The following is a 26,893-nucleotide window of genomic DNA, read 5'->3' as shown; positions in this document are numbered from 1 at the left end:
CCATCCCACCCCAAAAGTCAGGACACACCCCACTCAAAACTCTGCATCCAGTCCACGCCACCGTCACCGCCGTCGGAGCCGTTGTACTTGTAGGTGAACTTCAGCAGCATGCCTGGTTCCACGGCAATCGGAAGCTTGACGCTGAAGGGAAAGATCTCGTCCTGTTTCACCTGGCGCGGGATGACGAAGCAGACATTGCGGGCTGTTGTTTTGCCTGCGGCATCGACTGCTGCGATCCAGATCTCGATCCCTTCCATGAAGGCGTAGCGGAGATTCTTCCCCACTCCCTCCACGACCGCTTCCATTCCCGCCTGCTTGATCTCCCAGGCCAAAGCCATGTCGAACTGCGAATAGTGATTCGGCAATGACTTCAACCGCTCACTGTTCACATCGCTGGACGTTGGGCTACCGCTGAAGACGGTCGACAGAAACTGCGAAAGCTTTCCCATTTATCACTACCTCTGGGGCCAAGGCGAGATCATCGTGCTGTTAGCGAGGCCTCGGGGAGCTCTTTCCGCTCTCTTTTGTGGCCGCTTACTGTCAGATGACCTGTCCGGTTGCATCTAGTTCGTCTACTTTATGTGCTTTAAACAGAAATATTTAACCATGGGGAAATCTATCAGATTTCTAATCCACGAGCAACCACTTATGTGACAGAGTGAGGGGGGACGTTTGAGTGTAGTAAGACGGGATCGTAAAAGACGGGACAGGTTCCCCCTCGGCGGCTGGCGCACGAGGGGGACGAGGCGGGAAACGTTGACTTCTACTGCTCACATTTAAAAGAGTCCGGATATGCAGCTATGGCATCAATAGTCTGGGTGGGAATGGTTTTGAGAAAGTCGGTTTTGCCGAAAGCGTCTCCCAGGAGCTTGCGGTTCGCCTGCTGCGTATAAGCTTGAAAGCTCTTGCTTACATTCCCGCTGCCGGCATCGATATCGACCATCTGGACCGGCGCGGTGCAAGAAAAATCCGTATCCTTCAGATCAACCACCCGTGTCTTCGCATTGGTTGCGGTACGGTAAAAGGCTTTCAGGTTGTTGATGTCGTACACGATACTCCACTTCGTCCTGTCCCCTTGAACCACGTCTTTCAGCATGCCAAAGGCGTGGTCAACCGGTGTCTTCACGGCTTTAGCTTGGGCGAGGTGGTGAGCACCGGAATAGTCGATGCCGATGTAACGATGAAAGGCAGGGCTCATAGTGATGTGGGCTCAAGGAAAGTCACGGCATTTGGAATCAGGCCCTGCGGTAGAAGACCATGCCGACCCGCTGAATATGGGCGAGTAGTTCGGCGTTATCTATACCGGTCAGCACGGAAAGGTCTATCTTGTACGGTAAAAGCAGATCATCGAGCTCGTTTTCGATCTTAAGTTGCAGGGCGTGAGTCACCCCCTCCCCCACCATCGTCAGGTCAATATCTGAACCGTTTCTGTGCCTTCCCATTGCTCGGGAACCATACAGTATCACTTCTTCTATCTCGGGATATCGGGAGAAGACGGAACGGATCTTTTCAATAGTGGCCTCTTTCAGCCCGGAGTCAGCCAGCACCGCTTAACGCCCCTCCTCAACCAGAGACTCCATTTTTTCTCTTAGTGCGACAAACAGCGGATAGTACCGCGCAAGGATGTTACGCATGATCTCGTCTGCAGTCTCCTCATTGTAGGTATGGGAGGTCTTGTTACGGTCGGCGTACATTTCCATCCACCCATCGCCGTCAATGATGAGGCCGGTACTGAAGGCTTCCCTGATCGCATCCCTCGAACCGTAAATAGAGTTGCTCCCCCTGCTGGCGAGAAAATCCTTAATTACGTTCCAAGCCAATTCATAGGTATACTCGAAAGCCTTGATAAGACCTTGTTCCTCAAGCTCGTTGAGTTCTCCTTTGGCAATGAATTTTGTCAGCTGAGACAAGGCCTTTTTGTAGTTGGCAAGGCGCTGCTGCCAGCGAATGTCTGAAGTCTCCATTTCGTCCCTCATGAAAAGCTTACCTGAAGTCACGTCTGCGAAAATTTCCTATTTCTGCAGCGTGAGTTGCACCGAAATCTATCAGATTTCTAATTCACGAGCAACCACTTATGTCACGGGAAAACGCGAGGACTTCACTGTGTTTTGCGTAAAGCGGAATGGTGGTGGGGAAGGTAGAAGTGGTAGAGCCGCTCGTGCGAGCAGCAATGAAACATTGGGGCAACCGGCGGTTACCCCTTCTGATTTTTACTGGCAAGGAAGCGGTACAGCGGAACCGGCATGAAAACCTTCCCGATTCTCCGGGAAAGATATGCCGCCAGCAGGAAGGGAATAATGAGGGTGTGCTCGTCGGTCATCTCCATGATGATGATCACCGCGGTCAAGGGCGCCTGGATGGCGCCGGAAAAGAAGCCGACCATGCCGAGGAGCCCGCACACCTTGAAATTCTGCAGGTGCAGTAGTTTGGCGACGGTGAAGCCGAAGCCGGCCCCGATGGAAAGACAGGGAGAAAAAATGCCGCCGGCCATCCCGGAAAGGTAGGAAAGGACGGTGGTCGCGAACTTCGCTATCCCCAGTCCCGCCGGCCACTGTTCGATGGAGGAACTCTCGAGGAAACTGCGGGTGACTTCGTACCCCGATCCGGCAGAGGCTCCGTCGGTCAACAGGCCGATGGCAGCGCAGACGATGCCGCAGTAGAGCGCTCTCTTCCACGGCTGAGGAGGGAGGCCGAACAGTTCCGGAAAGGCAAGCAGCCGGGCGAATGCACCCCCCATGATCCCGCCGACGACGCCGAAAATAAGCGTTTCAGGGACCAGCAGGTTCGGCGTAAGCGTGACGGCGGGATGACCGAAGTAGAGGTAGTTGCCGGCTAAGGCCATCGCCGCGATACCGGAAAGGATGACGGCGAGCATCACCATTTCCCTGAAACGCCCGAATGCCCCCTCGGTCACTTCCTCCAGCGCAAAAGCAATCCCGGCGAGGGGGGCGTTGAACGCCGCCGCGACGCCCGCCGCGGCACCTGCGGTCAGGAAGGTTTGAAAATCGACCTGGGGAAGGACCTTTCGTGTCATCCGCCCGAAAAAGGCAAAGACCGAGGCTGAAATCTGGACGGTGGGGCCCTCGCGCCCGATGGAAGCGCCGGCGATTATGCCTACGCAACTCGATATCACCTTTACCACTGCGGTGCGTAGCGAGACCAGGGGGCTATGCCACGGTGGCTCGTGCTTATTGCCGTGGGCCCTGTCTATCGCTTCGAGCACCTGGGGAATACCGCTGCCTCGAGCTTCGGGGCCGAATCTTTGAACGATCAAGGTTGCGGCGACGAAAAGCAGCGGTGTGGCCGCGGTCATGAGATAGGAATGGGCGTGAAACAGTCCGAAGAACACGGCCTGGCAAGCGGAGATGAGACGTGCGAAGAGAACGGCGGCGCATCCGACAAGAAGTGCCGCCGTCCAGATCGTGACCTGCATGTAGCTTTTCTCGCGCAGCTTCCTGAGGTAGCGCTGGTAGCCTTTCGATGTATCGAGGGGTTCTTGCTCCCCTCCCCCATTTTGTTCTTCTTCGTTCATCGTAAAAACCTTCTCATTGCAGGATTAAAAGCGGCGGGCCATCCCACGATACCAGCCGTCACGGCTTCGTGCAACTTGTGCGACACCGGTTTCACACCGCCTTGGCGCTGCTCCGCAGTTGGATGACCAGGTTGCAGAGCTCGGAGCAGAGGATGCCGGCGAGCATGAGGGTGCAGCCCAGGAGTCCCCGGGCTCCCAGCACTTCACCGAGGAAGAACCATCCCCAGATGGCGGCGAAGACGCCTTCCGCGCTCAAAATCACCGCGGTGTGCGCGGGATGGGCGTCGCGCTGCGCCACCACCTGCATGGTGTAGGCAAAGCCCACGGAGATAAGGCCGCCGTAGAGAATGGGACGCCAGGCGGCAAAGACCGCGGCAAGGGTCATGGACTCGAAGACGAACGCGGTGATCAGGCTTAACACCGAGCAGACGGCGAACTGCAGCGCGGAAAGCTTGAAGGGGTCCAGGCGCGGGGAGAGCCAGCCGATCAGGAGCACGTGTCCCGCCCAGAATACGGCGCCGATCAGTTCCAACAGGTCGCCGATGCCGATGGTGAACCGGTCGGTGACGCTCAAAAAGAAAAGGCCGACGGCGGCCAACACGGCGCCGAGGCAGGTGCCGATGCGGGGGCGCTGTCCCCAGAACATGCCCAGAAGCGGCACGAGGACGACGTAAAGTCCCGTGATGAAACCGGCGTTCCCCGCCGTGGTGTAGGCGATGCCGACCTGCTGCAGCGAAGCACCCATGAAGAGCGCGCCCCCGGCCATCAGGCCGCCGTACAGCAGCGCGCGGTTCCCTGCTTGCGGCAGGCTGCCGTGATAAGGCCCCTGCCGGCGCCGATTCAGATACACCAGGGGGAGCAGGGAAAGGCTCCCGAGCGCGAAGCGGACACCGTTGTAGGAAAACGGGCCGAGAAAATCGAGTCCCTTGCGCTGCGCGACGAAACCGCCGCCCCAGATGGCGGCGATCAGAAGAAGGAGAAGATCGGACTTGATGGTTTTGGACTGCATGCTGTTCCTTATTTAATATATGGTGCCGCGCGACGTCATCGCGGCCGGCTAGTGTCCCTGCTTTTCCCCCGAAAGTCAAGAGGACCGGAAGGACAGCTTGCCCGTCTGGAATCGCTGGCAAAAGATCCTTATGTTTTTCCCCCTGTCCTTTTGCAGGCGATTCTGTTACTATGGATCGTTATGGGCGAGAAGCTGATCTGCAACAACAAGAAGGCCTTTCACGACTACTTCATCGAGGAGCGTTACGAGGCGGGCATGGTGCTGCAGGGGACCGAGGTAAAGTCCCTGCGCAACGGCAAGGCCAACCTGAACGACTCTTTCGCCATGGTGAAGAACGGCGAAGCCTTCCTGCACAACTTCCACATCAACCCGTACGATTTCGGCAATCGAGAGAATCACGATCCCGACCGGATGAGGAAGCTGTTGTTGCACAAGAAGGAAATCGTGAAGCTCTTCTCCAAGATCAGGGAGCAGGGTTACACGCTGATCCCGCTTCGGGTGTACTTCAAGGACGGCAAGGTCAAGACCGAGCTGGGACTCGCCAAGGGGAAGAAGAACTACGACAAGCGCGAAGTCATGAAGGCGAAGGACATGCAGCGCGATGTCGTGGTCGCCATGAAGGAAAGAAACCGCGGCTCAAGGGACAGGGATTAACGGCCGTTCAACGTTCAACGTTCAACGTTCGATGGAGCTCGACCCTGAATGGCACGGGCAGCGTGACAGCACGGCAAGGCCGGTAAACGGCCGTTCAACGTTCGCCGTTCAACGTTCGATGGAGCTCGACCTGAATGGCACTGGCAACGTGACAGCACGGCAAAGCCGGTAAACGGCCGTTCAACGTTCGACGTTCAACGTTCGATGGAGCTCGCCCCTGAATGGCACCGGCAGCGTGACAGCACGGTAAGGCTGCTAAAACAGACGTAAAGTTTGAACCTTTAGCAGATGATCGCAGTTAACATGGAACGTTGAACGTTGAACGTTTTTTCAGATTTTAAGGGGGTGTAAAGGTTTCGACGGGGGTAAGAAGCTAAGGTTGCATGCCGAGGTCCGGGTGGCTCGTTAAACAATCCGGGACGCATTAAGCGCCGACAACTACGAATACGCTTTAGCAGCTTAATAACCTGCTAACGTTCTACCTACCATCTCCCACGTGGAAGGATAGAACGTCATTCAGTGGGATAGTTTCAGGGAGAGTCCGTGGCCCTGCGGCGAAATCAAGCGGAATCGCGACTCAAGTATCCCGCCCTGTGGAGCCTTGAGGGGCTAAACTTAAAAACAGGTACAAGCATGTAGACGCCTTATGTGTACGATTCTCGGACGCGGGTTCGATTCCCGCCACCTCCACCATTAGGGGGTCTTAAAAGATCCAAATAAAGAAAAAGCCCTGAGAAATCAGGGCTTTTTCTTTTATCAGCGTCCAGTGTAGTATGGTGGTAACCATTGACAGCGGGGGTATTTGGGGGTACAAGAAGCGAAATGTACCCCCAAAACAAATCTGATACCCCCACGTGGAGGTTGCCGTGGCACTGACGGACGTAAAGATACGAAATACCAAGCCGGGAGCGAAGCCGATCAAGCTTTCGGACAGCGAGGGGATGTACCTCCTGATCAATCCCGGCGGCGGGAAATACTGGCGGCTCAAATACCGCTTCGAAGGGAAGGAAAAGGTGCTGGCCCTCGGGACCTACCCGCAGGTACCGCTCGCCGAGGCGCGCGACCTGATGCGGGCGGCGCGCAAGGAGTTGCGGAACGGCGTTGATCCCGGAGCGGCCCGCCGGGCGCAGAAGTCTGCCCGGGAACAGCGGGCGGCGAACAGCTTCGAGATCGTGGCCCGGGAGTGGTGGGAGCGGTTCAAGCCGACCTGGACCGAGGGGCACGCGCAGACCATCCTGGCCCGCCTGGAACAAAACGTATTTCCCTGGCTCGGTGGAACCCCCATCGGGGAGATCGAGGCACCGGAACTCCTGGCGGTGCTGCGCCGGATCGAGGCGCGGGGTGCCCTGGAAACGACGCACCGGGTCAAGACGATCTGCGGCCAAGTGTTTCGGTACGCCATCGCCACGGGGAGGGCGAAGCGCGACGTCGCCGCCGACCTTAAAGGGGCCATCCCCCCGGCCAAGGGGCGCAACCATGCCGCCATCACCGAACCCAAGGAAGTGGCACCGCTATTGCGCGACCTCGACGCCTACCAGGGCGGTTTCGTGGTGAGGTGCGCCCTGCGACTCGCGCCGCTCGTCTTCGTGCGCCCCGGCGAGTTGAGACAGGCGGAATGGTCCGAGATCGATTTTGAAGCGGAACAGTGGAACATCCCGGCGCAGCGCATGAAGACCAAGGCACCCCACATCGTCCCGCTCGCCACCCAGGCGCTGGACATCCTGAAGGAACTGCAGCCTTACTCCGGCACCAGCCGCTACCTGTTCCCCTCCGGGAGATCCTTCGACCGCTGTATGTCCGAGAACACCGTCAACGCCGCCCTGAGAAGAATGGGGTATGACGGGGACGTGATGACCGGCCACGGCTTCAGGGCCATGGCGCGGACCATCCTGGACGAGGTGCTGCAGATCCGGGCGGATTACATCGAGCAGCAACTGGCCCACGCGCTGCGCGACCCCAACGGTCGCGCCTACAACCGCACGGCCCACCTAGCCGAGCGGCGCAAAATGATGCAGACCTGGGCGGATTACCTAGACGGCCTTAAGGCGGGAGCGAAGGTGCTTCCGTTCAAAAGAGAGGCCTAGGACAGAGATTACAAGAGGCCCCTTGCCGGAAGACAAGGGGCCTTCTTTGCCATCACTGCACTGCTTCCGATACGCGCCACTTGTGCCGCCTTCTTATGATGAGCCTTTCTCAAGCAGAGCCCGGATCGACTGGACCGTCCAGGCGGAAACCCGATCCGAGAGTTTGACCGGCGGCGGATAAATCCCCTTCTTGATCCCGGCATACCATCCCGCCCGACTCACCGGGAAAAGCGGGGTGATTGCGGGCCTCGGCGTCTTCGGTCCTCTGCCTGATTTCCTGTTCGCCGCCGCCTGTTCGCTGGTAACTTCCCTTTGCCCGATGATCTGGGGCAGCCTCACGTACCCGTCGCCGGGCAGCACGTTCGTGTCGTTCATGTGCAACCTCCCTGTCGCTTCTCTGTACGTTAGGTCCTACCGGTCAACTCATGTCGGCGCCAATCGGCCGGTTCTGCCGGTCAGGCAGTACCTGGCGCAGAGGGGCCAACACAAAGCTTGGAAACATTTAACCACAGTATTCCCGCCCGTGCTCCAAATGATGAGGAAAAGCGCTCCGCATCCTCAAAACCGGGGTAAGATTTCGGTGCACCTGCAACAGAAGTGACCACGCTGGAAACCAAATGGTTGAACATGTAAATTATTTGTATTAATATGTACATTATCTTGTATTGATGTGTACAAGATTTTGTATCAAAGGATACAATATGGAATATCGACTCGGAAAAGAGCAGCTCTTTGAGGTTCTGGAAGAGTGGAACCGGCGCCTGAAGCGCCGGGTGCACCTGATCGCCTGCGGCGGCACCGCCCTCACGCTTTTAGACATCAAGGCCTCGACCAAGGACGTCGACTTCGTGGTGCCAGTCTTGAAGGAGCACGCCTACCTCACCCGGAACCTGGAGCAGATGGGGTACCAGAGGGTAACCCAATCGGGGTGGCAGCGCCAGGGAGAGATCTTCCAGTTCGACCTCTTCCCGGGAACGAACATCCACACCACGGGGCTCCTCGCCTCGCCGCTGGAGGAAGGAAGGCATTACCTCCTGCGCGAGTATTCGCACCTGTACCTCGGCATCCTCAACTACTACGACCTCATCTGCAGCAAGCTGATGCGGGGCACCAGGGTGGACTTCGACGACTGCCTGATGCTTGCCGAAGCGAAGATCTCGGAGATCGACGTCGACCATTTGGTGGCGCATTTTCAGGAGATGATCCTGTACGACATCTCCGAGGCAAGGCTTAGACCGCACATCGAGCATTTCGTGGATCTGCTCAGGGAAAAGGGACTTCATGGATAACCGGGAACTGATGAAAAGCCTGTCCAGGCTCGGCCTGCCGATGTTCGAGCCGGACGAGGCGCTGGACGTGAACGAAACGGTGGCCGAGGTGGTGAAAAACGGCGACGGACGGCTCTGGGAACTGTTCCCGGTGCTTTTGGCGAATGCCTCCGAAGACTACCGCTTCAGCTTCGAAAAGGTCCGGCAGCGCCTGCCGGAAGAGCGGGACCGCCACAATCTGAACCGGCTCTGCCTCCTGTCGCTCTCCCTCTACGCGCTTTACCACCTGGAGTTCACGTGGGCCGCGAAGTACAAAAAGGAACTGCCCCCGAAAGAGAAAGAGCAGGTTAAAGCGTGGCGCAAAGACCTCGAATCGGGCCAGCCGGTCACCTGGGAGGGAGCGGAATTTTCGCCGGAGCGCCTGAAGAAAAATTTCGAACTGTACGTGGAACAGAATGCGGAACGCACCCGGCGCAGGAAGGAAAGGTACGACGAATTCTCCCTCGCATTCGCGCTCTCCCAAGTATTCTCGCCTAAACAGACAGACCTCTTCAGGCGGAAACTGGAGGGGCTTCCCATGACCAAAACGGAGCAGGAGTACTACTCCCGGTCGGTCAAAAAGAAGGTGCTGGCCCTTGCCAACGCGGAACTGCACGCGCTGGCCCGGAAGCTTTTGGAACAGTAAAAAAGCGGAGTCGGTGCGGGGCGCTCCCCGCCTCAACAAGGGTCGGTTCGGAGGGGGACGGTGCAGCGCGAGCGGAGCCGTACCCCGGAGAACGGGCCGGGACCGCCTGAAGCTGCCGGCGGGTCAGCGCCGGCTGCTTCGGTCCAAAGCATAGGGCCTTTTGCTCCTTCCTAGGCGGCGGCTGGAGCCCCCCTGTCAATCGAAAGCGTGCGGACCAGCGATCCGTTGGAAGCGTGCATGCTCGGCTTGATCGTGCGCGACCAGCTGTTTTTCCAAGACTTGGAAAAAGTATTTTGTCTTGTCGGCGCCCAGTGTTTTCTGATCCAGAAGCTCCACTTTTTCTATGATGGAGAGGGCCAAAACCTCCAGATTTTCGACGCGCTCCAGAAGCGTCTCTGGGAGATATACTTCCCGTTCCAGAGCATCCAGGGCGCTGGAAATGAGGTCTCCCATGGAGAGCTTTTGGGACTCCTGCAGTTGCATCAACCGCTCGAAAACCTCGACAGGTAATCTCTGATTCATCTTACTTTTTGCCATCTCTGATCCCTCACAACAGCTGGACCACCTGGCCCGGTTGTGATATCAGCGACTTAACGTACGTTAGGCGCCGTTCTGGCGGCAGGGTTTTCGGCCTTTTTCAAGGACTTACACCTGATGCTGCGCCGAAGGGCTGCGTCAGGTGTATAAGGAAAAAATAGAGCCGAGTGAAGCGAGGCCCGTGTTAGCTTTGACATTTGGGAACGACGTCTCACCTAGGTCACCACGGTCAACTCGCGTGTGATCTTTAGGAGCCCCCGTGGTTCTGTGCTGTAGGACGTCGGAACTGGTGCGCCCTGTCGACCTTCCCGTGGGTCCAGGCCTTTGCAGAGTGGCGCGAGGTTTCCCGCCTGGATACCCTGCATCTGCTTCGAGTCTCCCAGGAGGTGCAGCTTTACCCGGACGCCCCTTTGCCGCAGCTCATCGGCAACATCGAGCAGACGCTCCGCCTGCCTCGCCCCGAGAAAGCCCGCCTCGTCCACCCGGAGCACTACCTGTGCTTTCCGCCCCTCTGGGATGAGAATCTTTTCACCGCGACCATTAGCATGGGCGGCTCGCGGTTCGCCCTCTGCAGGGCAAATTTGGAAGCCGGATTCCCGTTTTCGAAACTGTTGAGGGTGAGGGGCCTCCCGGTGGCAAGGGACAACTCACGGGCCGCCTTTCCGGTATAGGAGAGGTTGACGGAAAGATGTTCCCTCCCCTCGGGACGCAATACCTCCTCGTTGAACCTTTCCACGATCTCCAGGGTGGATGTCTTGGCGGTTCCCGGGTCCCCGATGGTGAGGGCGACGCCCCGGCTCCCGGTCAGTTCCAGGTGAACCTCGGCTTTCTGTCCGGCCGTCAGCCGGACGCCCTCTCTCTCCTGCCAACGCTCCAGGTACGCGTCGACCTCGGGGGGGCGCGCGCGAGCCGCCTCGTCCTCGGTGATATCCCGGACCGCAAGCTCTACCACGTGCGGGGTATCGGGAGAGGTGCGGGAGATGGAAAGTTCCCTGCACCGTTCCAGATCCCGCCTCACCTGAACAAACTAGGTGCCGCAGGCCTCGAAGCCCCTCTCAAAGTAACGGGTTAACTCCTCCTTCGTGATTGAGCCCTTCGGGTCCCTGGTCTCCAACGCCGACATCTCGTATAGCCGGGCATGGGGAAACCCGGCAAAGAGCCCTTTTGCCTGCCATTTCTCCACCTGATCGTCGATCGGCTTTCGCCTGTTGCAGAAATGGTCTATCAGCGCGCGGGGTCGATTTCCTTCAGCTCGATGTACATCTCCGAGCGGTCCTTCACCGTCACCTGGAACCCGCGCTCCGTGAGTTCATGTGAGAGCGCCTGCCGCTACAGACGGCCGAGCAGTTTCTGGTCCTCGAACAGCAGGTCGGTTGCGTTGGTTCTGAAGCTCCCGTGGGGTCTTAACCGCGTTCGCCAGGAAGATGTTCGAGAGGAGTTGCAGGTGTATGCTGCGCAAGGCGGCGTGGTCGAATGTGGCCGCCACCATCCCCCCCGGATGGGTTCTCTTTGCGTGCCGGTAGTGGCAGTAGTGTCGCTCCATATGATCGAGCACCGAAAGCACCGCCGCGTCGTGGGCTTCCTTCACCCCCTCGACCGCGGCGACGTAGGCGATGGAAATCGACTTGGGGGCCGAGAACGTGGTATCGTTCCCCGCCCGCCGTACCTCCATGAACTCCGATGTCTTCGGATCACGACCATGCCCCGCCGCAACCAGCTGTCCACCGTCAGGCGCGTCGCCCTTTGCACAGGGCGCGGAATTCTTCGTATCCAACCGGACCGGTGAGTCCCAGCACCTTGACCCTTTCCCGTACCACAGGCTGCATCCCGGCTCATCGGCCCCCCGAGGTAGTAGTCCTCCCTGGAGAAATAACGTCTCGCGTGTACAGCAGTCATCCCTCGGCGTAGGGTCATCATGATTATCTCCACTTTCGGCATAGCTTCGTGAAGGGGGGGCCTGTGCTTACCCTAGGTGCTGTCTAGGACCCTGCGGCTGGGCCTTGTCGAGTACGGCAGAGAGGCCATTTTAATCGATCTGGGGCTGGCTCGTGATTATACGATTCCAAATTCCTTAAACACCCCCTTCAGGTCCTGGTTCAAGCCGTACCGCGCTCTGGTTGCTATTATTTTCGGCTAATATTGGGCAAGGGGCTGCCTGTTAATTGGCGGAGTAAGGGGACTCGATTATTGAGCCGCTGACACTAAATCCACCTATAAAAGGCTTAATTTTTCCAATCCATTTAACCCACTCACTACGCCATATAACTTAAAAATGGGAAATAAAAAAACTTTCCATTAGTACGGAAATTAATGTGCCTCGGGGCGACCCTTGACTAATTAGCTCTAAATGAGCATCTTCGAGAACTGAGAACCGACACGACGATGCACCGCCAGAATTCCTGGCAATGCAGTGCCTAAGTTATTCAGAGTAGGGGAATCGGCATCGGAATCGTGGCAATTGGGCATCATGCGAACTTTTGCTATTTTACAGCAAAAGTAATAATAACCATGGAAGGAGGTGGAAAAAATGGGATATCAAAGACCTGAAATCTTAGCACAAGATATTGTGCGAATGGCAGAATGCAGGCCGAACAGTAAGCCGAGTGGAAGACCTTGTAACAAACCGGGGCCCGGCGGCCGCTAATTCAAAGTTTGGCCAAAGGCGACGGTGCCATACACTATGGCATCGTCGCCCATGTTTTGCGGAGAAAATTTCAATGTATTTTAAACGAAAATCAAACGTCATATTCAGAAATTATGGGGCTTTTGGTTATATTACCGACAATAGGAATTTTGGGTATACAAAAGCTGACAACCAGGGGAGTGACATTGGAGATAAGATTGTCTCTCAGAGTGGGGCAATTTTTCTGTCAGCTTTAGGTGAAAAAGCACAAAAGCTCGACTCAATTGTAAATAAAATACACAAGCAGTTTAGTGACGTTGATATTGAAACAATAAAGAGTGATACAGTAGAGTTTTTTAGCATACTCGAACAAGATGGTTTTATTGTGTCTGGAGATATATTGCAAGAATGTGATAAAAATGACTTTAGATTTTCCTATAAAAACTTGTCACCAATAAACGATATCGCCTCTTGTTACCCTGCTACCAAAGATGTTAGTAAATCCACACAAGATTTTTTGAATGAATATTTCAAAGACGAACCTCGATTGACAAATTTGCAAATAGAAATCACTAGCATGTGCAATGAAAGATGCGTGCATTGCTACATTCCACATGATGACAAATTAGGTCATATCAAGACTGACTTGTTTTTTAATATTTTAGAACAGTGCAAAGAAATGAAGGTGTTGCATTTAACGCTAACAGGTGGCGAACCAATGCTGCACCATAACTTTGTTGATTTTTTAAAAAAATGCAAAGAATATAACTTGTCTGTGAACGTTCTTAGTAACCTAACATTGTTAACAGATGAAATCGTGGAAGAGATGAAAAGTAATTCACTTCTGGGGGTTCAAGTGTCTTTATACTCTATGGACCCCGAAATTCATGATGCAATAACACAGACAAAAGGAAGTTTGGATCTAACTATAAATGCCATTTTGAGGCTTAAAGAAAATGATATCCCGCTGCAAATCAGCTGTCCAATAATTGAAGAAAATAAGAACAGTTATAAAGATGTATTGAAATGGGCCAAAGAGCATAATTTTCATGTCACATACGATTATGTATTAATAGCTGGATGTGACAATACGACCGATAACCTTAGGAGTCGTCTGTCATTTAATGATATCGAGCAGGTGATTAACGGCAAAATTGCGGATGAACCAGGATATTTGGAACTACTGGAAAAGGAAGCCGAAGATAAAAAGAATATTACGCCTAATGATATTGTTTGTAGCGTATGTCATTCCTCAATTTGTATATCAGACAACGGAAACGTATACCCATGTGCTGGTTGGCAGGGCTATGTTGTCGGAAATGTAGATAAAGAATCCCTTAAAGATATTTGGAACAATTCGAGAAATGTACAATATCTAAGAGGATTGCGAAAAAGAGATTTCCCTAAATGTATGGAATGCTCTGAAAAGGAGTACTGTACTATGTGTATGGTTAGGAATGCAAACGAACATCCTTCCGGAAATCCATTAGTAGTCAATGATTTTTTTTGCAATGTAGCAAAAATAAATAAGGAAATTATGCTGAAGAAAGCTGGTTAACTCCTCACCGTTGAGAACAGGGTGTTCTCCTAAATACACCGCCTGTTTCGACACCTCCAACAGGGCCAGCCTTCACCTGGAGGCCCCCTGTGCCGCAGCTCCTCTGCCACGTCAAGAAGACGTTCCGCCTGCCTCGGGCCCGAAGTCGCCTCGTCCCCTGGGAGTACCACCTGCGCCCCCCTCTTTTTTTTGATGCGAATCTTTTCGCCCGCAACCACTACCCTGGGTGGCTCGCCGTTCACCCTCTGCAGGGCAAATTTAGAAGCCGGATTCCGGTTTTCGAACCTGTCGACGGGCACTGCTGGCGTCCAGTTGCAATGGGCAGCTGGCGTGGTCGAACTTGCCATGCCACCGCACCTGATCCCTTCGGGGCTGCGGTAATGGCAATAATGCTCCTCCATGTGCGACAGGACCGAGCGCACCGCCGCGTCGTGTGCCTCCCGGACCTGGCCCACCCCTGCGGCATAGGCGATGGATACCGACTTGGGGAGCGGAGAAGGTGCAGTCGTTGCCGGCGCGGTGCGTCTCGACGGGCAAACCACTCTCCGGGTCACGCGTCAGCTTGGGTGTCAACGGTAATTGAAAAGTACCCCTTTTCGGTAATCGAAAAGTACCCCCCCGTGGTTATGACTGCTCGATGTGTTTAGCCAGCAGTCCGGCCTTGAGCTTCTCCTTGAGGCGGTAGCTTTCGCCCTTGATGCTGACAGAGATCGCGTGGTGCAGCACCCGGTCCAGAATGGCGCTGGCGATGACCTGGTCGCCGAAGACCTCGCCCCAGTTTGAAAAGGGCTGGTTAGAGGTCATGATCATCGCCCCTTTCTCGTACCGGCGCGAGATGAGCTGGAAGAAAAGATTTGCGCCCAACCGGTCAATGGGGATGTAGCCTATCTCGTCGACGATCAAAAGTTTAGGCTGGCAGTAAAACTTGAGCTTGTCATCCAGCCGGTTCTCCGCGTGCGCCCGTGCAAGTGCGGTAATCAGCCCCTGGGCGGTGATGAAGAGGGTCCGGTAGCCACGGCGGATCGCCTCGACTCCAAGGCCGACCGAGAGGTGGGTCTTGCCGACGCCAGGAGGGCCAAGGAAGATTACATTTTCGCCGTTTTCGACCCAGCGGCAGGCTGAGAGCTCCTTGATCCGCTTAGGATCGAGCGACGGCTGATAAGTGTAGTCGAATGAGTCGAGCGTCTTGATGAAGGGGAGCCGTGCCATGCGGGTCCCCATCTCGGTGCGCTTGTCCTTCTTCGCGGCCACCTCTTCTTCGACCAGGCGCTGGAGAAATTCGTGATAGCCCCACTCGCCCTTGGCGGCATCCTGGAGCCAGCTATCCAGGTGGTCGGCGAGGCGGGAGAGTTTCAAGTGGCGAAGCGATGCAGCGAGGTCGGTGATCTGTTCCATTGGTCACCCCCTCACATGTTCGCTACGTGGTCGTAGATGTCGAGGTCGCGGATCATGACCTCCTCATCCTTCCACCACGGATCGAAGCGCGGCGGCTCTTCTTTTTTCTTTTCCAGCCGGTCGGTGAAGAGTCCCTGGAAGTGAGCCGGATTGATGCGCTGTTTGCCGGTCCCGACGAGCTTTTGATGCGTGGCGATGACCTCCTCGCCCTGCAGGATTCGGATCTCGTCACCCCACAGCTCAATCTGAACCGTTTGCCCAGCGAACCGCCACGGCACTGAATAACGGTTGGCGCCGAAGGTTATCATGCAGTCTCTGGCCACCTTGCGCGTGAGGGCCGTCTCCAGTCGGTAAGGCGGCACAGAATTGACGTCGATGAGCTTCTCCTCCGAGAATCTCTCGGCGGGACGGCATCCGGTGGTCCCATGGATGCGGACATCGGCGACTTCGACAATCCACTTTTCCAGTTCCCGGTTCAGGTGGTCGAGGTCGATGAAACGGCGCCCGGGCAGGAAGTTTCCCTTGATGTACTTCACGCCCGACTCGATTTTCCCCTTGGTCTGGGGGCGGTGAGGCCGACAAAGCCGTGGATCGAAACCGAAGTGGCCGGCAAAGTCGGCGAACTTTGTGTTGAGGGTGAGTACGCTGGCCGTATGGTCGGTAACGATGGTCTTTGGATTGTCATAGAGCAGTTCTGAAGGGCGGCCACCAAACCATGCGAAAGCCTCCTGGTGGGCTGCCAGAAGAGTCGGCAGGCGCTCATCAAGGTATGCGCGAGCGAAGAGCCTGCGAGAGTAGCCGAGGACCATGGCAAAGAAGTGGATGCGGACTCTTTGGTCGCCGAGCCAGACTTGGGCGCTGCCCCAATCCACCTGCCCCTGCTTTCCGGGACCGGTCTCAAACCGCATTACGGCATCCACTCGCTGCTGGAACTCCTCGCGCAGGGGGCGCACCAACAGCTTTACCATCTCGTATCCGCCGGTGTAGCCCTTCTCCTTGAGTTCGCGGAACAAGATGGCAGCGTTGAAATTAACCTCCTCAGCACGGGAGGTGGCCCATTCATCGAATTGCGAAAGCACAGTGTCTGTTGGCTTCGGTCGCTGGTACGGCTCCCACTGCGGCTTCTTGAGGGCACGACGTACCGTTTTGACGGTCACCTCCAACTGCCTGGCGATCTCCTTCTTAGCGGTTCCAAGCCGGGCAAGCTCTCGGATCGCTCCGTACTTGTTTCTGTCGACCATGGTCCCCTCCAGCATGACAGTCTGCTGAAGGGCATCTTGCACCTGAAGCTCTCCTGGGTGAATCATTTTCCCCTCCCTGTGATGTGAGGGGGGTACTTTTCAATTACCACAGGGGGGTATTTTTACATCATCGCTGACATGGGGGCGACGATCCGGTTCCCCTCCGGGTCCTCCCCACGGCAGAGCGTGCGGAACTCCTCCTTCGCGACCGGACCGTCGAGCCCCAGCACCTTCGCTCCACGGCCGTACCAGTGGCTGCTCCCCTCCTCGATGCCGCCCAGGTAGTAATCTTCCCTGAGAAGTACCCGCCAGCTTGCCCTGCGGCCATCCCCGGTGAAACAGACATCATTGCCATCCCTCCGGTCAGCGAAAGGCTATGGTGTGTGATCCAACGTGGTGCATTGGCGCAATTTAACAAAAAATATCAGCATTCCAATGTCAGCCACAGGAGCAATTTATTATTGTTGTTCATTAACGTTACATGGTATGCTGCGCATGCCTAGGAGACGATTGAAATCGCGCCCGAGTTCAAGAACCAAAAGCAGATTGGACGCGATGAGCTACAGGTTCGAAATTTCGGGCAGAACAAAGGGAAAATCTTAAATAATATGCCCCTGCACGAACTCAATGTGCTGCAGAGAAAGAAGTTTGTCGGGAAGGCGTAAGGTCTTAATTGGAAGTACATTATGGGGAAATAAAGTGTGGTCAAAAAGCGAAATAGAAAATAAAGTCTTTAGCCTGATAAAGTTTGTTGATGCCGTGTTGATAAATTACAGCAAAAATCTGATCGGTTTTTGTTTTTTTCCAAAAAGAACCTTGTGTGTATCAAAGTCTTCAGAAACAATATCTCCCCTTTTATTTTTTTGTATAAATCTTTTATTGACGGCAGTCATTCGAAGTTTTGGAAATCTGTATGGGTTTAGTACTAAAATCGTGAACCTCGTGATATCTAAAGACACAAAAGTTGACGATACAATTTTAACAATGTTTGGAATTGTGTGCGGGACAATAATTTTCTGCATTTTGGTAAAGCATATGATAAATTCGACCGGTAAAGATGTAAGCTATGAGCTTATACTCAAATCTGTAGCGTATGCCAGTTTCTTATTCGTACCAATAGAAGTTTTAAATATTGTTATAGACCATGTTTTCTTCGGCAACATATTTAACTATTTTGGCGATGAGAATCAATTTAGTTATTCATTGTTATGGATATTTGCATGCAAAGCGTTCCTGTATTTTTGGTGGGCACGAACTGTATGGCTGAGCATGTGCATTGATGTTTCTAACGCAGTCCCCCTTGTCCGTGCTTTAGGTATTTCAGTGACAGTTATGATTATCATTAATACTGTGGCCTTGAACTTGAAAAATATAGAAAGACTTTCAACGCTGCCATTTCTAGACGAATGCAGAACTGTGGCTATCGAAGCTTCGACGGGAAGACCACCAAATTATGTTAAAGCTGCGGGGGCAACCATGTTCCTTGCCCAATCTAATGCTTTACCTCCTTACCGTAGATACTGTGAGAACATTAGAGCGGCTACTTATTTGTCTGGTCTAGTACAGGGGTTTAACGTCACCAGCTCCATGACGGCCCTCGATAACAAAAAATTTGAAACTGTAGAAGCTTATATGCTCGCCACTCATAAAAAAGTTTCTGAGAATACACACACACCTGAAGAACATAAAATTTTAAAAGCAATAAAAGATCATTTAGTAAGTGCTAAAAAGTTGAAAAATGATGAAAATTACATAACAGGGGAATACGACGGAATATTTCACCTTGAGGCCGGATATTCTTCAAATGCCAAAGGAATAAGGATTATTCCCTGACGAAAGAAGATGTTAAGACGCCGACGCTGGTTCTGTAGGCTGTTACATGGTTGGTGGTTTATGGTCCAAATCAATGGGATCCTAAGGTCGGACCCCAAGTGCCGATGATCTTCTTTAAACAAGTGTCTCAAGCTCAACCTGCATTCGATGTCTAGAAAAAATTGCCTCCTGCTATTTCCTCTGTCATAGGTGAAAGCAACTAATGTGTCCTTTGAGTAATTTGAAAATTGAAACGGTGATAAAAATTAAATTGAACATCGCTAAGTAGACATGTTAACCTACGCGCCCTCTAACCGCGCTAGCCAATTCGAATATGGCAATCTGCGCGGTGCAGAAGGGGGGGGAGCTAGAATTACCAAGGTTGTGACTTCAATTAAAACTAGGAGGAGCAGTGGATAACATCATCCTTAAGGGAATGCTGAATGAGTTTTCAGGTCGTTTCGATTTGGTAGATGAGACCGAAGAGTACAGATTTGAGAAGTTTGTAAACTACTGTATTTTGAAAACAGACTACTACGACTCGTTTGACTTTGATAAAGTAGCTACCGGTCAGGCTACAGGTGTTGATGGTGTTGCTGTTGTCATTGGTGGCGTAATTGTTAATGAAATTGACGACGCTAAATCCTTGACACGTCAGCAATTTAACGCCGAATTCCATTTCATCCAAACGAAGACTTCTACTTCATTTGACTTAGGTGAATATCTAAAATTCACTGCCACAGTTCGAGCCTTTTTTACCGATCAGCGGGCTGGAATTCCGGGTGAATTGGCTAACGCCTTTGATATCAAGGAAGAGGTGTATCAGAGGTCGGCAAAACTTCGTGAATTGCCGTCCGTCCATCTGCATTATGCTTACGCAGGTCAAAACCGGCTAACTGATAGCAATATTCTGGCTGCGATCGAGAACGAACGAGTTGCGCTCGCGGCTGAAAAGTACAAATTCTCTGATGTTGGCTTAGAAATACATGATGGCGACGGAATCGCTGCTTTGTATAGGGCAACAAAAAATGATATTAACGGCAAACTTTCTTTTCAAAGGCATACTGCAATTCCACAAATCCCTGGTGCTACTGCAGCCTATTTAGGTGTTGCGAGATGTTCTGACTACGTGAGGTTGCTTTGTAAACCGAATGGAGAACTCAATAAAGCACTTTTCACTGAGAACGTTAGAGATTTTCTTGGTGTATCTAACCCGGTGAACTCAGCTATACAGAAAACAGTCCTTGATCCAAACGAGCGTGACAGATTTGCAGTGCTAAACAATGGGGTTACAGTCGTTGCGGGAAAAGTGATCCCATCGGGTGACACTTTCGAACTTTCAAGATTCCAGATAGTCAACGGCTGTCAAACAAGTCATGTTCTTTATGAAAGAAAAAATGATCTTAGCGATGCGATGTATATAACGGTAAAGCTGATAGAAACTACCAACATCGATCTATATGGGAGAATAATAGCCACTACCAACAGTCAATCCCATGTAACAAAAGAAGCATTTGCTACTATTAGACCCTATCACAAAGTTCTTGAAGACTTTTATAATGCTATGAGATCGTCAGGATTCTCCTACTACTATGAGAGACGACCTCATCAATTTGACTACGACGATGACATTCCACAAAGATCGGTAATATCCGCACCGCAACTCATAAAGTGTTTCATATCCGTTGCTATGGAGGAACCTCATAAAGTTCACTATTACTACGGCAACCTTCTTCAAGAGTACAATCAGAACGAAACAAGTGAAATTTTTTCTGAAACCGATTATCCTGGTTTGTACTTTGTGTGCGGCCATATTATCAGTGAACTTAAAATACGTTTTTCTCGCGATCAACAAATGAAAAACTGGATTTTTCATCTAGGGCTATTGATAAAAAAGCAGATTGCACCTTGGATCAAGAAAACAGGTATTCAAAAGGATTCGAAATTCCTTGAGAGCCTGTCCACGCTTGAGACTGGCTTTGATAGAGCATGCATCAACGCAGTTAAGGTTATTAAAAGTCTCAGGTTGGATCGTAACCAGAATCGAAACCCAGAAATCACGAAGTTACTTATCCGCAAACTTCATGAAGCGCAGCAAGAGGCCTCTCGTCAAGCGCAACCGCAAGAAGCGGCTCCTTCCCCAGCAAAGGCACGAGTAATTGCCCTGCTGGATGGTGACTATATCGGCATTGTCGAAGCTGTAAATTGCAGCGGTGGACAAAAACTGATCGATTTGAAGTATGGTCCGTTCATTATGCAATTGAACGGAGCGGGCCTCCATACTTTGACTGAAAGTGCAAAAGGCAAAGCAGCACGTTTCCGGATTAATGGTGAGTCTAAGGAGCTTCTCGAAATCGTAGAGAGTTCCGTTTAGAAAAAGATCAAGTGATGCGATATTTGGTCACCCAAACGTGGTATCTTCCGATCTGTTCCTTTGGTCAGCCTGATGTCGTTGCGCCACATGAGTTAAGGCTCATTTCAATCGGCTTGCCTGCATCCGGTGGGGAAATCCTTCGAACCACAGCATATGGTGCGAAAAAAAAGTTCGAAAATGATCTCCGGATCAGAATTAGGTTCCCAGATTGCAGCGGATTGCAGCGGCGAAAATTGGGGGTATCTGGGGGTACAAATTTTGGCATCTTTTTGATTATTCTTCAATGATTTCAACTCAATGGTGTAGAATGTGATTCCCGCCACCTCCACCAACCTCCGCCAAGGCTCCGGCTGGCGCGCCATTAGGCCGCCAACCGGAGCCTTTGTGTTTTCGGCGGAGGCTGTCCCCGCCGTAGCTTTAGCGAAGGCGGGCCACAAACTCCAATCAACCATACCGCTGACGTGGTCACTGCTGACGGTCGTCTCCGGGCATCGGGCCGGGACCACAATCCGGCGGGGGCGGAGCATGTCCGTCGCCGCAGTCGCCGGGGGGCGGGCCGGCGGGACCACGCTCGGGAACTGCGACCATTGCACCGCCGATCTCCCTGCATACGGCCTCGATCGCGTCGCCGCGGGGCGTGGTCATTGTCACGGTCGCTCCTGCACTCTTCCCCCGGCAGGCGTCAAAGGCCTCCTGCGGGGGACGCCTCCCCTGCTCCACCGTGTCCGAACCGGTAGAGGCGTACGCCTGTGCCGCCAGTAACGCCGTTGCCATCACTGCTGTCGCCAATCCCTTCATGGCACCTTTCTTCATCGCCGCATCCTCCTTTTCCGTAATCCAGCGTCGGCCGCTGCCGTACCTGGGGTGAATCTAGCCGAAACCGCCATATCGGCGCTTACTGCGCTGTTTTCGCTTCCATTGCGCCGCCAATCGCCTGGTAGAGGGCGACGGAGTTCTTGAGACGGTTGAGCCGGTTCTCGGACAACGCCTTCTCCGCGCTGCGGCGGCTCTCCTGCGCATCAAGCCAGGCCTGTAACGCCGTCGCCCCCGCGCGATACCGGGCCTCTGCCAGCGATGCGGCCTTTTCCGACAGGGCGAGGGACTCCTCCAGCAGCCGGTTCTCGTCCGCGTACCGGCTCCGGGCCGACAGCGCGTTCTCGACGTCGCTGAGCGCCGAGTAGAGTTTCTGGCGGAAGTTGGCTACCGCCTCCTCGTAGTCGGTCTTCGCTAGCGCCACATTCAGTTTCATCGTGTTCGCCTGGATGAAGGGAAGCGTGGCGCCGACGCCAAGAGCGGCAACGGGATTCTTCAGTATCTCGATGAGGCTGGTGCTGCTGGTGCCGAGGGTTCCGGTGAGGGTGAAGGTCGGGTAGTAGCTGGCCCGGGTATAGTCCACGGCGGCGAGATATTTCCTGAGCCGCTGTTCCGCCGCGCGCAGGTCGGGACGCTGCGCGAGGATATCGGCCGGTAGCCCCGCGGCCACGGCAGGAACCGGTCCGTCCGGCAGGCGCTGCGGCTCGGGGACGGCCTCTTCGGGGGCCTGATCGAAAAGGATGGCGAGGGCGTTGCGCGCCTCGGTCCGCTGCTGCAGGAGCTGGGTCAGCTCGGCCTTCTGCGATGCCACCGTCTGCCGCGCCTGCACCTGGTCCAGCGCCGATACGGCGCCGGCGCGATACTTCGCGTGCACCAGATCGAGGATCTTTTCCGCGTAGGCGATGCTCGCCTGGGCGCTGGAGATACGCTCGTTCAGATAGGCGATCTGCCAGTAATCGGTGGCAGCCGTGCCGATCAGCGCGAGCGCCGTGCTCTGGCGATCAGCTTCCGTCGCCTCGGCTTCGAAACTGCTCACGTCACGGGCGGCGGCGAGTTTGCCCCAGAGGTCCACCTCATAACTCACGGTGCCGGTGACACCGCCGGACTTGGTGCTCCTCCCCCCGGCGAAGTACCGCGAATAGCTGCTGGTGGCCGACACGCCTGCCGACGGGGCCAGGTTGGTGCCGGTCAGCTTCGCGTTGAGCTGCGCCCGGCGCACCCTGATCGCGGCCGCGGCCAGGTCGTTGTTGCTCTTGAGCGCCCGCTCGATGAGCCCGCTCAGCACCGCGTCGTTGAACCCACTCCACCATTTTTGCCCGTTGGCAACCGTCGTCCCAGTCGTGGTCTGCTCCCGCCAGTTGCCGGGAAGCTCCACGGCGGGAGTCGTGTAGTTGCTGCGCGGCAGAAGGCCACCGCACCCGCCAAGGAACAGCGTCGCCGCCATGGCGACGCCGACGAGCCCCACTTTTTTCACTATGCATGGCTGTTCCATTTTGTCCTTCACCGTCCTGAAGATAGCCTTCTTCTCAGCTCCATCCAGCTTCCACCCTTCGCGTTGCAGCTCAGGATGCTGCGGCTACCGCGGCTCCCCCCTGCCCCCGCTCCTCTTTACTCCCTTGCCAAGGCTTCTATCGGGTCCAGACGTGCCGCGTTGCGCGCGGGGAGGAACCCGAACACGACGCCTATGAAGGTGGAACAGGCGAAGGCGGAGACGATCGATACCAGGGAAAACTCCATGGCAAAGCTCGTCACGAAGAGCCGGAAGATGACGCCGACGCCGTAGGATAAAACGACACCGATCATGCCGCCGATCAGGCACACCAGCACCGACTCGATCAGGAACTGCTGCATGATGTCGTCCTGCCGCGCACCAACCGCCATCCTGATGCCGATCTCGTGGGTCCGCTCGGTCACCGACACCAGCATGATGTTCATGACGCCGATGCCGCCGACCACGAGGGAGATCACGGCGATGGCGGAGATCATCAGGGCGAGGGTCGTGGTGGTCTTGTTGACCGTCTTCATGATGCTGTCGCTGCTGTTGGTGTAGAAGTCCTTGCGGCCGTGGCGCTGCGTGAGGAGCTTGGTGATGCTCTGCTCGGCGACCTGATTCGAGATCCCCTCGCGGATGCGCACGGTTATCGAGTTGAAATGCTGCTGCCCGAGCAGCCTCCCCATGGCCGCGCTGTACGGAATCCACACCTCGAGGTTCTGGCTGTTGCCGAAAGGGCCGTCCTTGGCCTGGGTTACGCCTATGACGCGGCACGGCAGCGTGCCGAGCAACATCACCTTGCCGATGGGGTCCTCGCTGCCGAAGAACTTCTTGGCGCTGTTGGGATCTATCACCACCACCTGCGCCTGCCGCTTCACGTCGCCGGCATCGAAGGAGATCCCTCGTGCCATCTGGTACCCCCGGACGCGGAAGTACTGATCGCCCACGCCGTTCACCGAGGCGTTGGCGGTGACGTTGCGGTAACGAAGCAGCTGCGTCCCGCCTGTCGAGGGGGTGGCGCTGTCGATGTACCCCTGCCCCTTGAGCGCCTCCAGGTCGGAAGCGACCAGGGTATGAACGCCCGATGCGTCCTCGTCGCCCCAGTCCTTGCCCGGGTTGATGTCGATCACGTTGGTCCCCATGGCGCTGATATCGTTGATCACCTTCTGCCGCGCCCCCTGCCCCAGCGCCACCACGGAAACGACGGAGGTGATGCCGATGACGATGCCGAGCATGGTCAGGAGCGTCCGCATGCGGTGCGACGCCATCGCGATGAGCGCCATCTTGAAGGCTTCGACGAAGCGCCCCCACGGGGCGGCAAGGGGGCTGCCGGCGGCCTTCCCGCTTTCCCTTGCCCCGTCCGCGTCGCCGTCCGCATCGCCGTCCGCATCGCCGAACGCCTCGCCTGCGTCCTCACCTTGCGCTCCCCTTGGTGCCGCAGGATTTGCCTGGTCACGGACGATCTCGCCGTCCCGGATCTCGATGATCCTCGCTGCGTGGCCGGCCACCTCCATGTCGTGGGTAACCAGGATGACGGTATGCCCGCGGCCGTGCAGCTCGTGGAGGATGTCCAACATCTCCTGGCCGCTTTTGCTGTCGAGGGCGCCGGTGGGCTCGTCGGCAAGGATGACATCGCCGCCGTTCATGAGCGCACGCGCGATGCTGACCCGCTGCTGCTGCCCGCCGGAGAGCTGATTCGGGCGGTGATCGAGCCGGTCGCCGAGCCCAAGGCGCGCCAGCAGTTCCCTCGCCCGCGTGCGCCTTTTCTCCTTGTCCCAGCCGGCGTACACCGCTGGGATCTCGGCGTTGCGGACGGCGTCCAGGTGCGGCAGCAGGTGGTAGCGCTGGAAGATGAAGCCGAAGTGTTCCCTGCGCAGCCGCGCCAGTTCGTCGCCTGAGAGCTCGCCGATATCCCTGCCGTTGATCCGGTAACTCCCCTCGCTGGGGCGATCGAGGCAGCCGAGGATGTTCATGAGCGTCGATTTCCCCGATCCCGATGCGCCCACGATCGCGACCATCTCGCCTCTGGTTATGACCAGGTCGATCCCTTTGAGAACCGGGATTTCCTGCCCCCCCGCGGGGAAACGGCGTCCCACCCCGGAAAGTTCGAGTAACGGTCTTTCCATGGTCAGTGCCTTCCCCCCGGCGGGGGCGGCATGGTCCCGGAGCTCGCCGCGGGGAGCGAGGATGCATCACCCAGCACTACCTTCTCCCCGTCACGCAGCCCCTCGAGGACCTGCACCTGCACGTTGTTGGAGATGCCGGTCCGGATGACCCGCCGCAGGGCCTTGTCGCCCGACAGCACCTGCACCGTGCAGCGGCCATCTTTGAGTTTCTCTCCCAGTGCCGCGACGGGAATGCAGAGCGCCTGTCGCGCCTGGTTCAGGACGACGGCCACCTGCGCCGTCATCGATACCTTGAGCTTTGCGCCGGGATTGGGGACCTCGAACAGGCCGTAGTAATAGACCGCCGAGCTCGAGCTGCTGCTGGAGCTGGAACCCGAGCTGCTGCTCGCTGCCGGCCCCGGCTCGATGGCGCGCAGTCTGCCGCAGTAACGCGTGTCGGCGTCGCCGAGCAGGGTGAAGTAGGTCGGCAACCCCGGCTTTACCCGGACCACGTCGGCTTCCGATATCTTCGCCTTCACCGTCATGGTATCGAGGTCGGCAAGGGTGAGGATGGTGGTCGCCGACTGGGTCGACACCACGGTCTGCCCCTGCTCGGTGTCAATGGAGATGACGACGCCGTCCATGGGCGCGCTGATCCGGGTGTACCCCAGGTTGGCCCGCGCGGTGTCGACTGCGATGAGCGCCTTCTTGATCTGCGCGTTGAACGCGGTGACGTCATGCCGCGTGCTCTCCACCTGGGCCTGGGCGCTCTCCAGGTCGGCGACCGGGGACGCGTCCTGCGCCCTCATCTCCTTCTGGCGCTGCAGGGCCAGCGTGTACTGCCTAAGGAGCGCCTCCTTGGACTGCTTCTGGGCCCGCAGGTACTCCACCTGGGCCTCGGCGTCCTTCAGGTTGTTTTCCTGGAGCACCGGATCGATCTCCGCCAGGAGCTGCCCCTTTTTCACCTTGTCCCCCAGCGCCACATGGAGGACCTTCAATTGCCCGGAAACCTGCGCTCCTACGGTGACCGTCTGGAAGGCCTTCAGCGTTCCGGTCGCGAGGACGCTCTCTTCCAGATCCATTCGCGCGGCGTCGGCGGTGATGAAGCTCCCTTTTGGTTTGTTCAGGATGGTGCGTTGCGCCGCCACGCCTGAGCCGAGAAGGGCGAGGAGGGCGAGCGCCGCGAAGATGATTTTGCGTTTGCGGGTCATTTGTTTTCCTGTGGCCTTACCTGCCGCTGATGAACGAGAGGTTTATGAAGCGCCAGATGTTGTCGCTGAACACGAAGATGAGCAGGGGGTCGAGCGGATCCTGCCGGGACAGCAGCGATCTTAGCTCGGAGAGCGAGGCGACTTCGCGGTTGTTGATCTCGGCAATCACGTCGCCGCTGCGGATGCCGCCGCGCTGGGACTCCGAGCCGGAAACGACCTGCGTCACGACGATACCCCGCTTTCTCGACAGCTTCCTCCGGGTTTCCGGCTCCAGCTCGATCTCGCTGAGCTGCATACCGAGGATGGTGAGGCATGCGCTTTTAACCTCGCAGCCTGATCCTGTTGCACTGTGGGGTGTCATATCTGGTCCTTTCTGTTGGCTCCCCTTCTTCTGCACGCTTTGCAAAGGGAGACATAAGGCGTATTGTGGGCGGCGCGGCAAGCGTCGAGGAGCGCCGTCGTTTCTGAGGCGATTCTAGGACATGCCCGGGTAAAGGTGG

28 protein-coding genes and 1 other RNA gene are annotated in these 26,893 nt (G+C 55.7%); 8 read left to right on the top strand and 21 right to left on the bottom strand.

Annotation, left to right across the window (positions count from 1 at the left end; all coding sequences use genetic code 11):
* Positions 1 to 17 precede the first annotated feature (17 nt).
* The 6 genes from KP004_RS05660 to KP004_RS05635 form a co-directional block, all read right to left on the bottom strand.
* Positions 18 to 338, bottom strand: a complete 321-nt coding sequence (locus KP004_RS05660; RefSeq protein WP_239026958.1) for a hypothetical protein — start codon at positions 336 to 338, stop codon at positions 18 to 20.
* A gap of 425 nt (positions 339 to 763) precedes the next feature.
* Positions 764 to 1,198 carry a hypothetical protein gene (locus KP004_RS05655; RefSeq protein WP_216801391.1) on the bottom strand — a complete coding sequence of 145 codons (435 nt, stop codon included), beginning with the start codon at positions 1,196 to 1,198 and terminating at the stop codon, positions 764 to 766.
* 37 nt (positions 1,199 to 1,235) lie between these two features.
* Complete coding sequence (locus tag KP004_RS05650) at positions 1,236 to 1,547, bottom strand: nucleotidyltransferase domain-containing protein (RefSeq protein WP_239026957.1); 312 nt, start codon at positions 1,545 to 1,547, stop codon at positions 1,236 to 1,238.
* Positions 1,548 to 1,550: 3 nt separating this feature from the next.
* Positions 1,551 to 1,964, bottom strand: coding sequence for a nucleotidyltransferase substrate binding protein (locus KP004_RS05645; protein ID WP_216801390.1), 414 nt, complete (start codon positions 1,962 to 1,964; stop codon positions 1,551 to 1,553).
* 230 nt (positions 1,965 to 2,194) lie between these two features.
* Positions 2,195 to 3,532, bottom strand: coding sequence for a chloride channel protein (locus KP004_RS05640; protein WP_216801389.1), 1,338 nt, complete (start codon positions 3,530 to 3,532; stop codon positions 2,195 to 2,197).
* A 91-nt stretch (positions 3,533 to 3,623) separates the two neighbouring features.
* Positions 3,624 to 4,541, bottom strand: a complete 918-nt coding sequence (locus KP004_RS05635; RefSeq protein ID WP_216801388.1) for a DMT family transporter — start codon at positions 4,539 to 4,541, stop codon at positions 3,624 to 3,626.
* A gap of 180 nt (positions 4,542 to 4,721) precedes the next feature.
* On the opposite strand from KP004_RS05635, the gene smpB reads away from it, so the two are divergent.
* The 3 genes from smpB to KP004_RS05620 all read left to right on the top strand — a co-directional run bounded on the left by smpB (position 4,722) and on the right by KP004_RS05620 (position 7,279).
* A complete protein-coding gene (gene smpB, locus KP004_RS05630; protein ID WP_216802404.1) occupies positions 4,722 to 5,195 on the top strand; it encodes an SsrA-binding protein SmpB in 474 nt (157 codons plus the stop codon).
* A 341-nt stretch (positions 5,196 to 5,536) separates the two neighbouring features.
* Positions 5,537 to 5,888, top strand: a transfer-messenger RNA (tmRNA) gene (ssrA, locus tag KP004_RS05625).
* Positions 5,889 to 6,061: 173 nt separating this feature from the next.
* Complete coding sequence (locus tag KP004_RS05620) at positions 6,062 to 7,279, top strand: tyrosine-type recombinase/integrase (RefSeq protein WP_216801387.1); 1,218 nt, start codon at positions 6,062 to 6,064, stop codon at positions 7,277 to 7,279.
* 93 nt (positions 7,280 to 7,372) lie between these two features.
* Here the strand turns inward: KP004_RS05620 and KP004_RS05615 are convergent, their stop codons facing one another.
* Positions 7,373 to 7,654 carry a helix-turn-helix transcriptional regulator gene (locus KP004_RS05615; RefSeq protein ID WP_216801386.1) on the bottom strand — a complete coding sequence of 94 codons (282 nt, stop codon included), beginning with the start codon at positions 7,652 to 7,654 and terminating at the stop codon, positions 7,373 to 7,375.
* 326 nt (positions 7,655 to 7,980) lie between these two features.
* On the opposite strand from KP004_RS05615, the gene KP004_RS05610 reads away from it, so the two are divergent.
* Together KP004_RS05610 and KP004_RS05605 are read left to right on the top strand one after the other, a co-directional pair.
* A complete protein-coding gene (locus KP004_RS05610; RefSeq protein WP_216801385.1) occupies positions 7,981 to 8,568 on the top strand; it encodes a hypothetical protein in 588 nt (195 codons plus the stop codon).
* On the top strand, positions 8,561 to 9,232 hold the full coding sequence (locus KP004_RS05605) for a hypothetical protein (RefSeq protein ID WP_216801384.1): 672 nt from the start codon (positions 8,561 to 8,563) through the stop codon (positions 9,230 to 9,232). Before KP004_RS05610 ends, KP004_RS05605 begins: the two co-directional genes overlap by 8 nt.
* A 195-nt stretch (positions 9,233 to 9,427) precedes the next feature.
* Here KP004_RS05605 and KP004_RS05600 read toward each other — a convergent pair whose 3' ends face one another.
* The 4 genes from KP004_RS05600 to KP004_RS05585 form a co-directional block, all read right to left on the bottom strand.
* Positions 9,428 to 9,754: a hypothetical protein gene (locus KP004_RS05600; protein WP_216801383.1), complete on the bottom strand. Its 327-nt coding sequence runs from the start codon at positions 9,752 to 9,754 to the stop codon at positions 9,428 to 9,430.
* Positions 9,755 to 9,984: 230 nt separating this feature from the next.
* A complete protein-coding gene (locus KP004_RS21455; RefSeq protein ID WP_367620765.1) occupies positions 9,985 to 10,251 on the bottom strand; it encodes a hypothetical protein in 267 nt (88 codons plus the stop codon).
* Positions 10,252 to 10,259: 8 nt separating this feature from the next.
* Positions 10,260 to 10,787: a hypothetical protein gene (locus KP004_RS05590; protein WP_216801381.1), complete on the bottom strand. Its 528-nt coding sequence runs from the start codon at positions 10,785 to 10,787 to the stop codon at positions 10,260 to 10,262.
* A 291-nt stretch (positions 10,788 to 11,078) separates the two neighbouring features.
* Positions 11,079 to 11,543 carry a relaxase domain-containing protein gene (locus tag KP004_RS05585; protein ID WP_239026956.1) on the bottom strand — a complete coding sequence of 155 codons (465 nt, stop codon included), beginning with the start codon at positions 11,541 to 11,543 and terminating at the stop codon, positions 11,079 to 11,081.
* 943 nt (positions 11,544 to 12,486) lie between these two features.
* On the opposite strand from KP004_RS05585, the gene KP004_RS05580 reads away from it, so the two are divergent.
* The gene (locus tag KP004_RS05580; protein WP_216801380.1) at positions 12,487 to 13,950 is read left to right on the top strand and encodes a radical SAM/SPASM domain-containing protein; all 1,464 of its coding nucleotides are present in this window, start codon (positions 12,487 to 12,489) and stop codon (positions 13,948 to 13,950) included.
* Between the two features lie 29 nt (positions 13,951 to 13,979).
* Here KP004_RS05580 and KP004_RS21450 read toward each other — a convergent pair whose 3' ends face one another.
* From KP004_RS21450 to KP004_RS21445, 4 genes are all read right to left on the bottom strand, one after another.
* A complete protein-coding gene (locus KP004_RS21450) occupies positions 13,980 to 14,405 on the bottom strand; it encodes a hypothetical protein (protein ID WP_216801379.1) in 426 nt (141 codons plus the stop codon).
* A gap of 169 nt (positions 14,406 to 14,574) precedes the next feature.
* Positions 14,575 to 15,345: an IS21-like element helper ATPase IstB gene (gene istB / locus KP004_RS05570; protein WP_216800483.1), complete on the bottom strand. Its 771-nt coding sequence runs from the start codon at positions 15,343 to 15,345 to the stop codon at positions 14,575 to 14,577.
* A gap of 11 nt (positions 15,346 to 15,356) precedes the next feature.
* The gene (gene istA, locus KP004_RS05565) at positions 15,357 to 16,628 is read right to left on the bottom strand and encodes an IS21 family transposase (RefSeq protein WP_216800482.1); all 1,272 of its coding nucleotides are present in this window, start codon (positions 16,626 to 16,628) and stop codon (positions 15,357 to 15,359) included.
* An 80-nt stretch (positions 16,629 to 16,708) separates the two neighbouring features.
* Positions 16,709 to 16,858 carry a relaxase domain-containing protein gene (locus KP004_RS21445; RefSeq protein ID WP_367620764.1) on the bottom strand — a complete coding sequence of 50 codons (150 nt, stop codon included), beginning with the start codon at positions 16,856 to 16,858 and terminating at the stop codon, positions 16,709 to 16,711.
* A gap of 355 nt (positions 16,859 to 17,213) precedes the next feature.
* On the opposite strand from KP004_RS21445, the gene KP004_RS05555 reads away from it, so the two are divergent.
* Entirely contained in the window at positions 17,214 to 18,419 is a 1,206-nt protein-coding gene (locus KP004_RS05555; RefSeq protein ID WP_216801378.1) for a hypothetical protein, read from the top strand.
* A gap of 391 nt (positions 18,420 to 18,810) precedes the next feature.
* Entirely contained in the window at positions 18,811 to 20,772 is a 1,962-nt protein-coding gene (locus KP004_RS05550) for an AIPR family protein (RefSeq protein WP_216801377.1), read from the top strand.
* A gap of 104 nt (positions 20,773 to 20,876) precedes the next feature.
* On the opposite strand, the gene KP004_RS05545 is transcribed toward KP004_RS05550, so the two are convergent.
* From KP004_RS05545 to KP004_RS05520, 6 genes are all read right to left on the bottom strand, one after another.
* Complete coding sequence (locus KP004_RS05545) at positions 20,877 to 21,224, bottom strand: hypothetical protein (RefSeq protein ID WP_216801376.1); 348 nt, start codon at positions 21,222 to 21,224, stop codon at positions 20,877 to 20,879.
* A 13-nt stretch (positions 21,225 to 21,237) separates the two neighbouring features.
* Positions 21,238 to 21,585: a hypothetical protein gene (locus KP004_RS05540; RefSeq protein ID WP_216801375.1), complete on the bottom strand. Its 348-nt coding sequence runs from the start codon at positions 21,583 to 21,585 to the stop codon at positions 21,238 to 21,240.
* 82 nt (positions 21,586 to 21,667) lie between these two features.
* Positions 21,668 to 23,077, bottom strand: a complete 1,410-nt coding sequence (locus KP004_RS05535; protein WP_239026955.1) for an efflux transporter outer membrane subunit — start codon at positions 23,075 to 23,077, stop codon at positions 21,668 to 21,670.
* 116 nt (positions 23,078 to 23,193) lie between these two features.
* Positions 23,194 to 25,203 carry a MacB family efflux pump subunit gene (locus tag KP004_RS05530; protein WP_216801374.1) on the bottom strand — a complete coding sequence of 670 codons (2,010 nt, stop codon included), beginning with the start codon at positions 25,201 to 25,203 and terminating at the stop codon, positions 23,194 to 23,196.
* Positions 25,204 to 25,205: 2 nt separating this feature from the next.
* Complete coding sequence (gene macA / locus KP004_RS05525; protein WP_216801373.1) at positions 25,206 to 26,393, bottom strand: macrolide transporter subunit MacA; 1,188 nt, start codon at positions 26,391 to 26,393, stop codon at positions 25,206 to 25,208.
* Between the two features lie 16 nt (positions 26,394 to 26,409).
* Entirely contained in the window at positions 26,410 to 26,688 is a 279-nt protein-coding gene (locus KP004_RS05520) for a PDZ domain-containing protein (protein WP_216801372.1), read from the bottom strand.
* Between the last annotated feature and the right edge of the window lie 205 nt (positions 26,689 to 26,893).

The sequence above is a fragment of the Geomonas oryzisoli genome (genome assembly GCF_018986915.1).
In the GTDB taxonomy this organism is placed as follows: domain Bacteria; phylum Desulfobacterota; class Desulfuromonadia; order Geobacterales; family Geobacteraceae; genus Geomonas; species Geomonas oryzisoli.
This window is presented reverse-complemented; position numbering and strand designations above follow the sequence as displayed.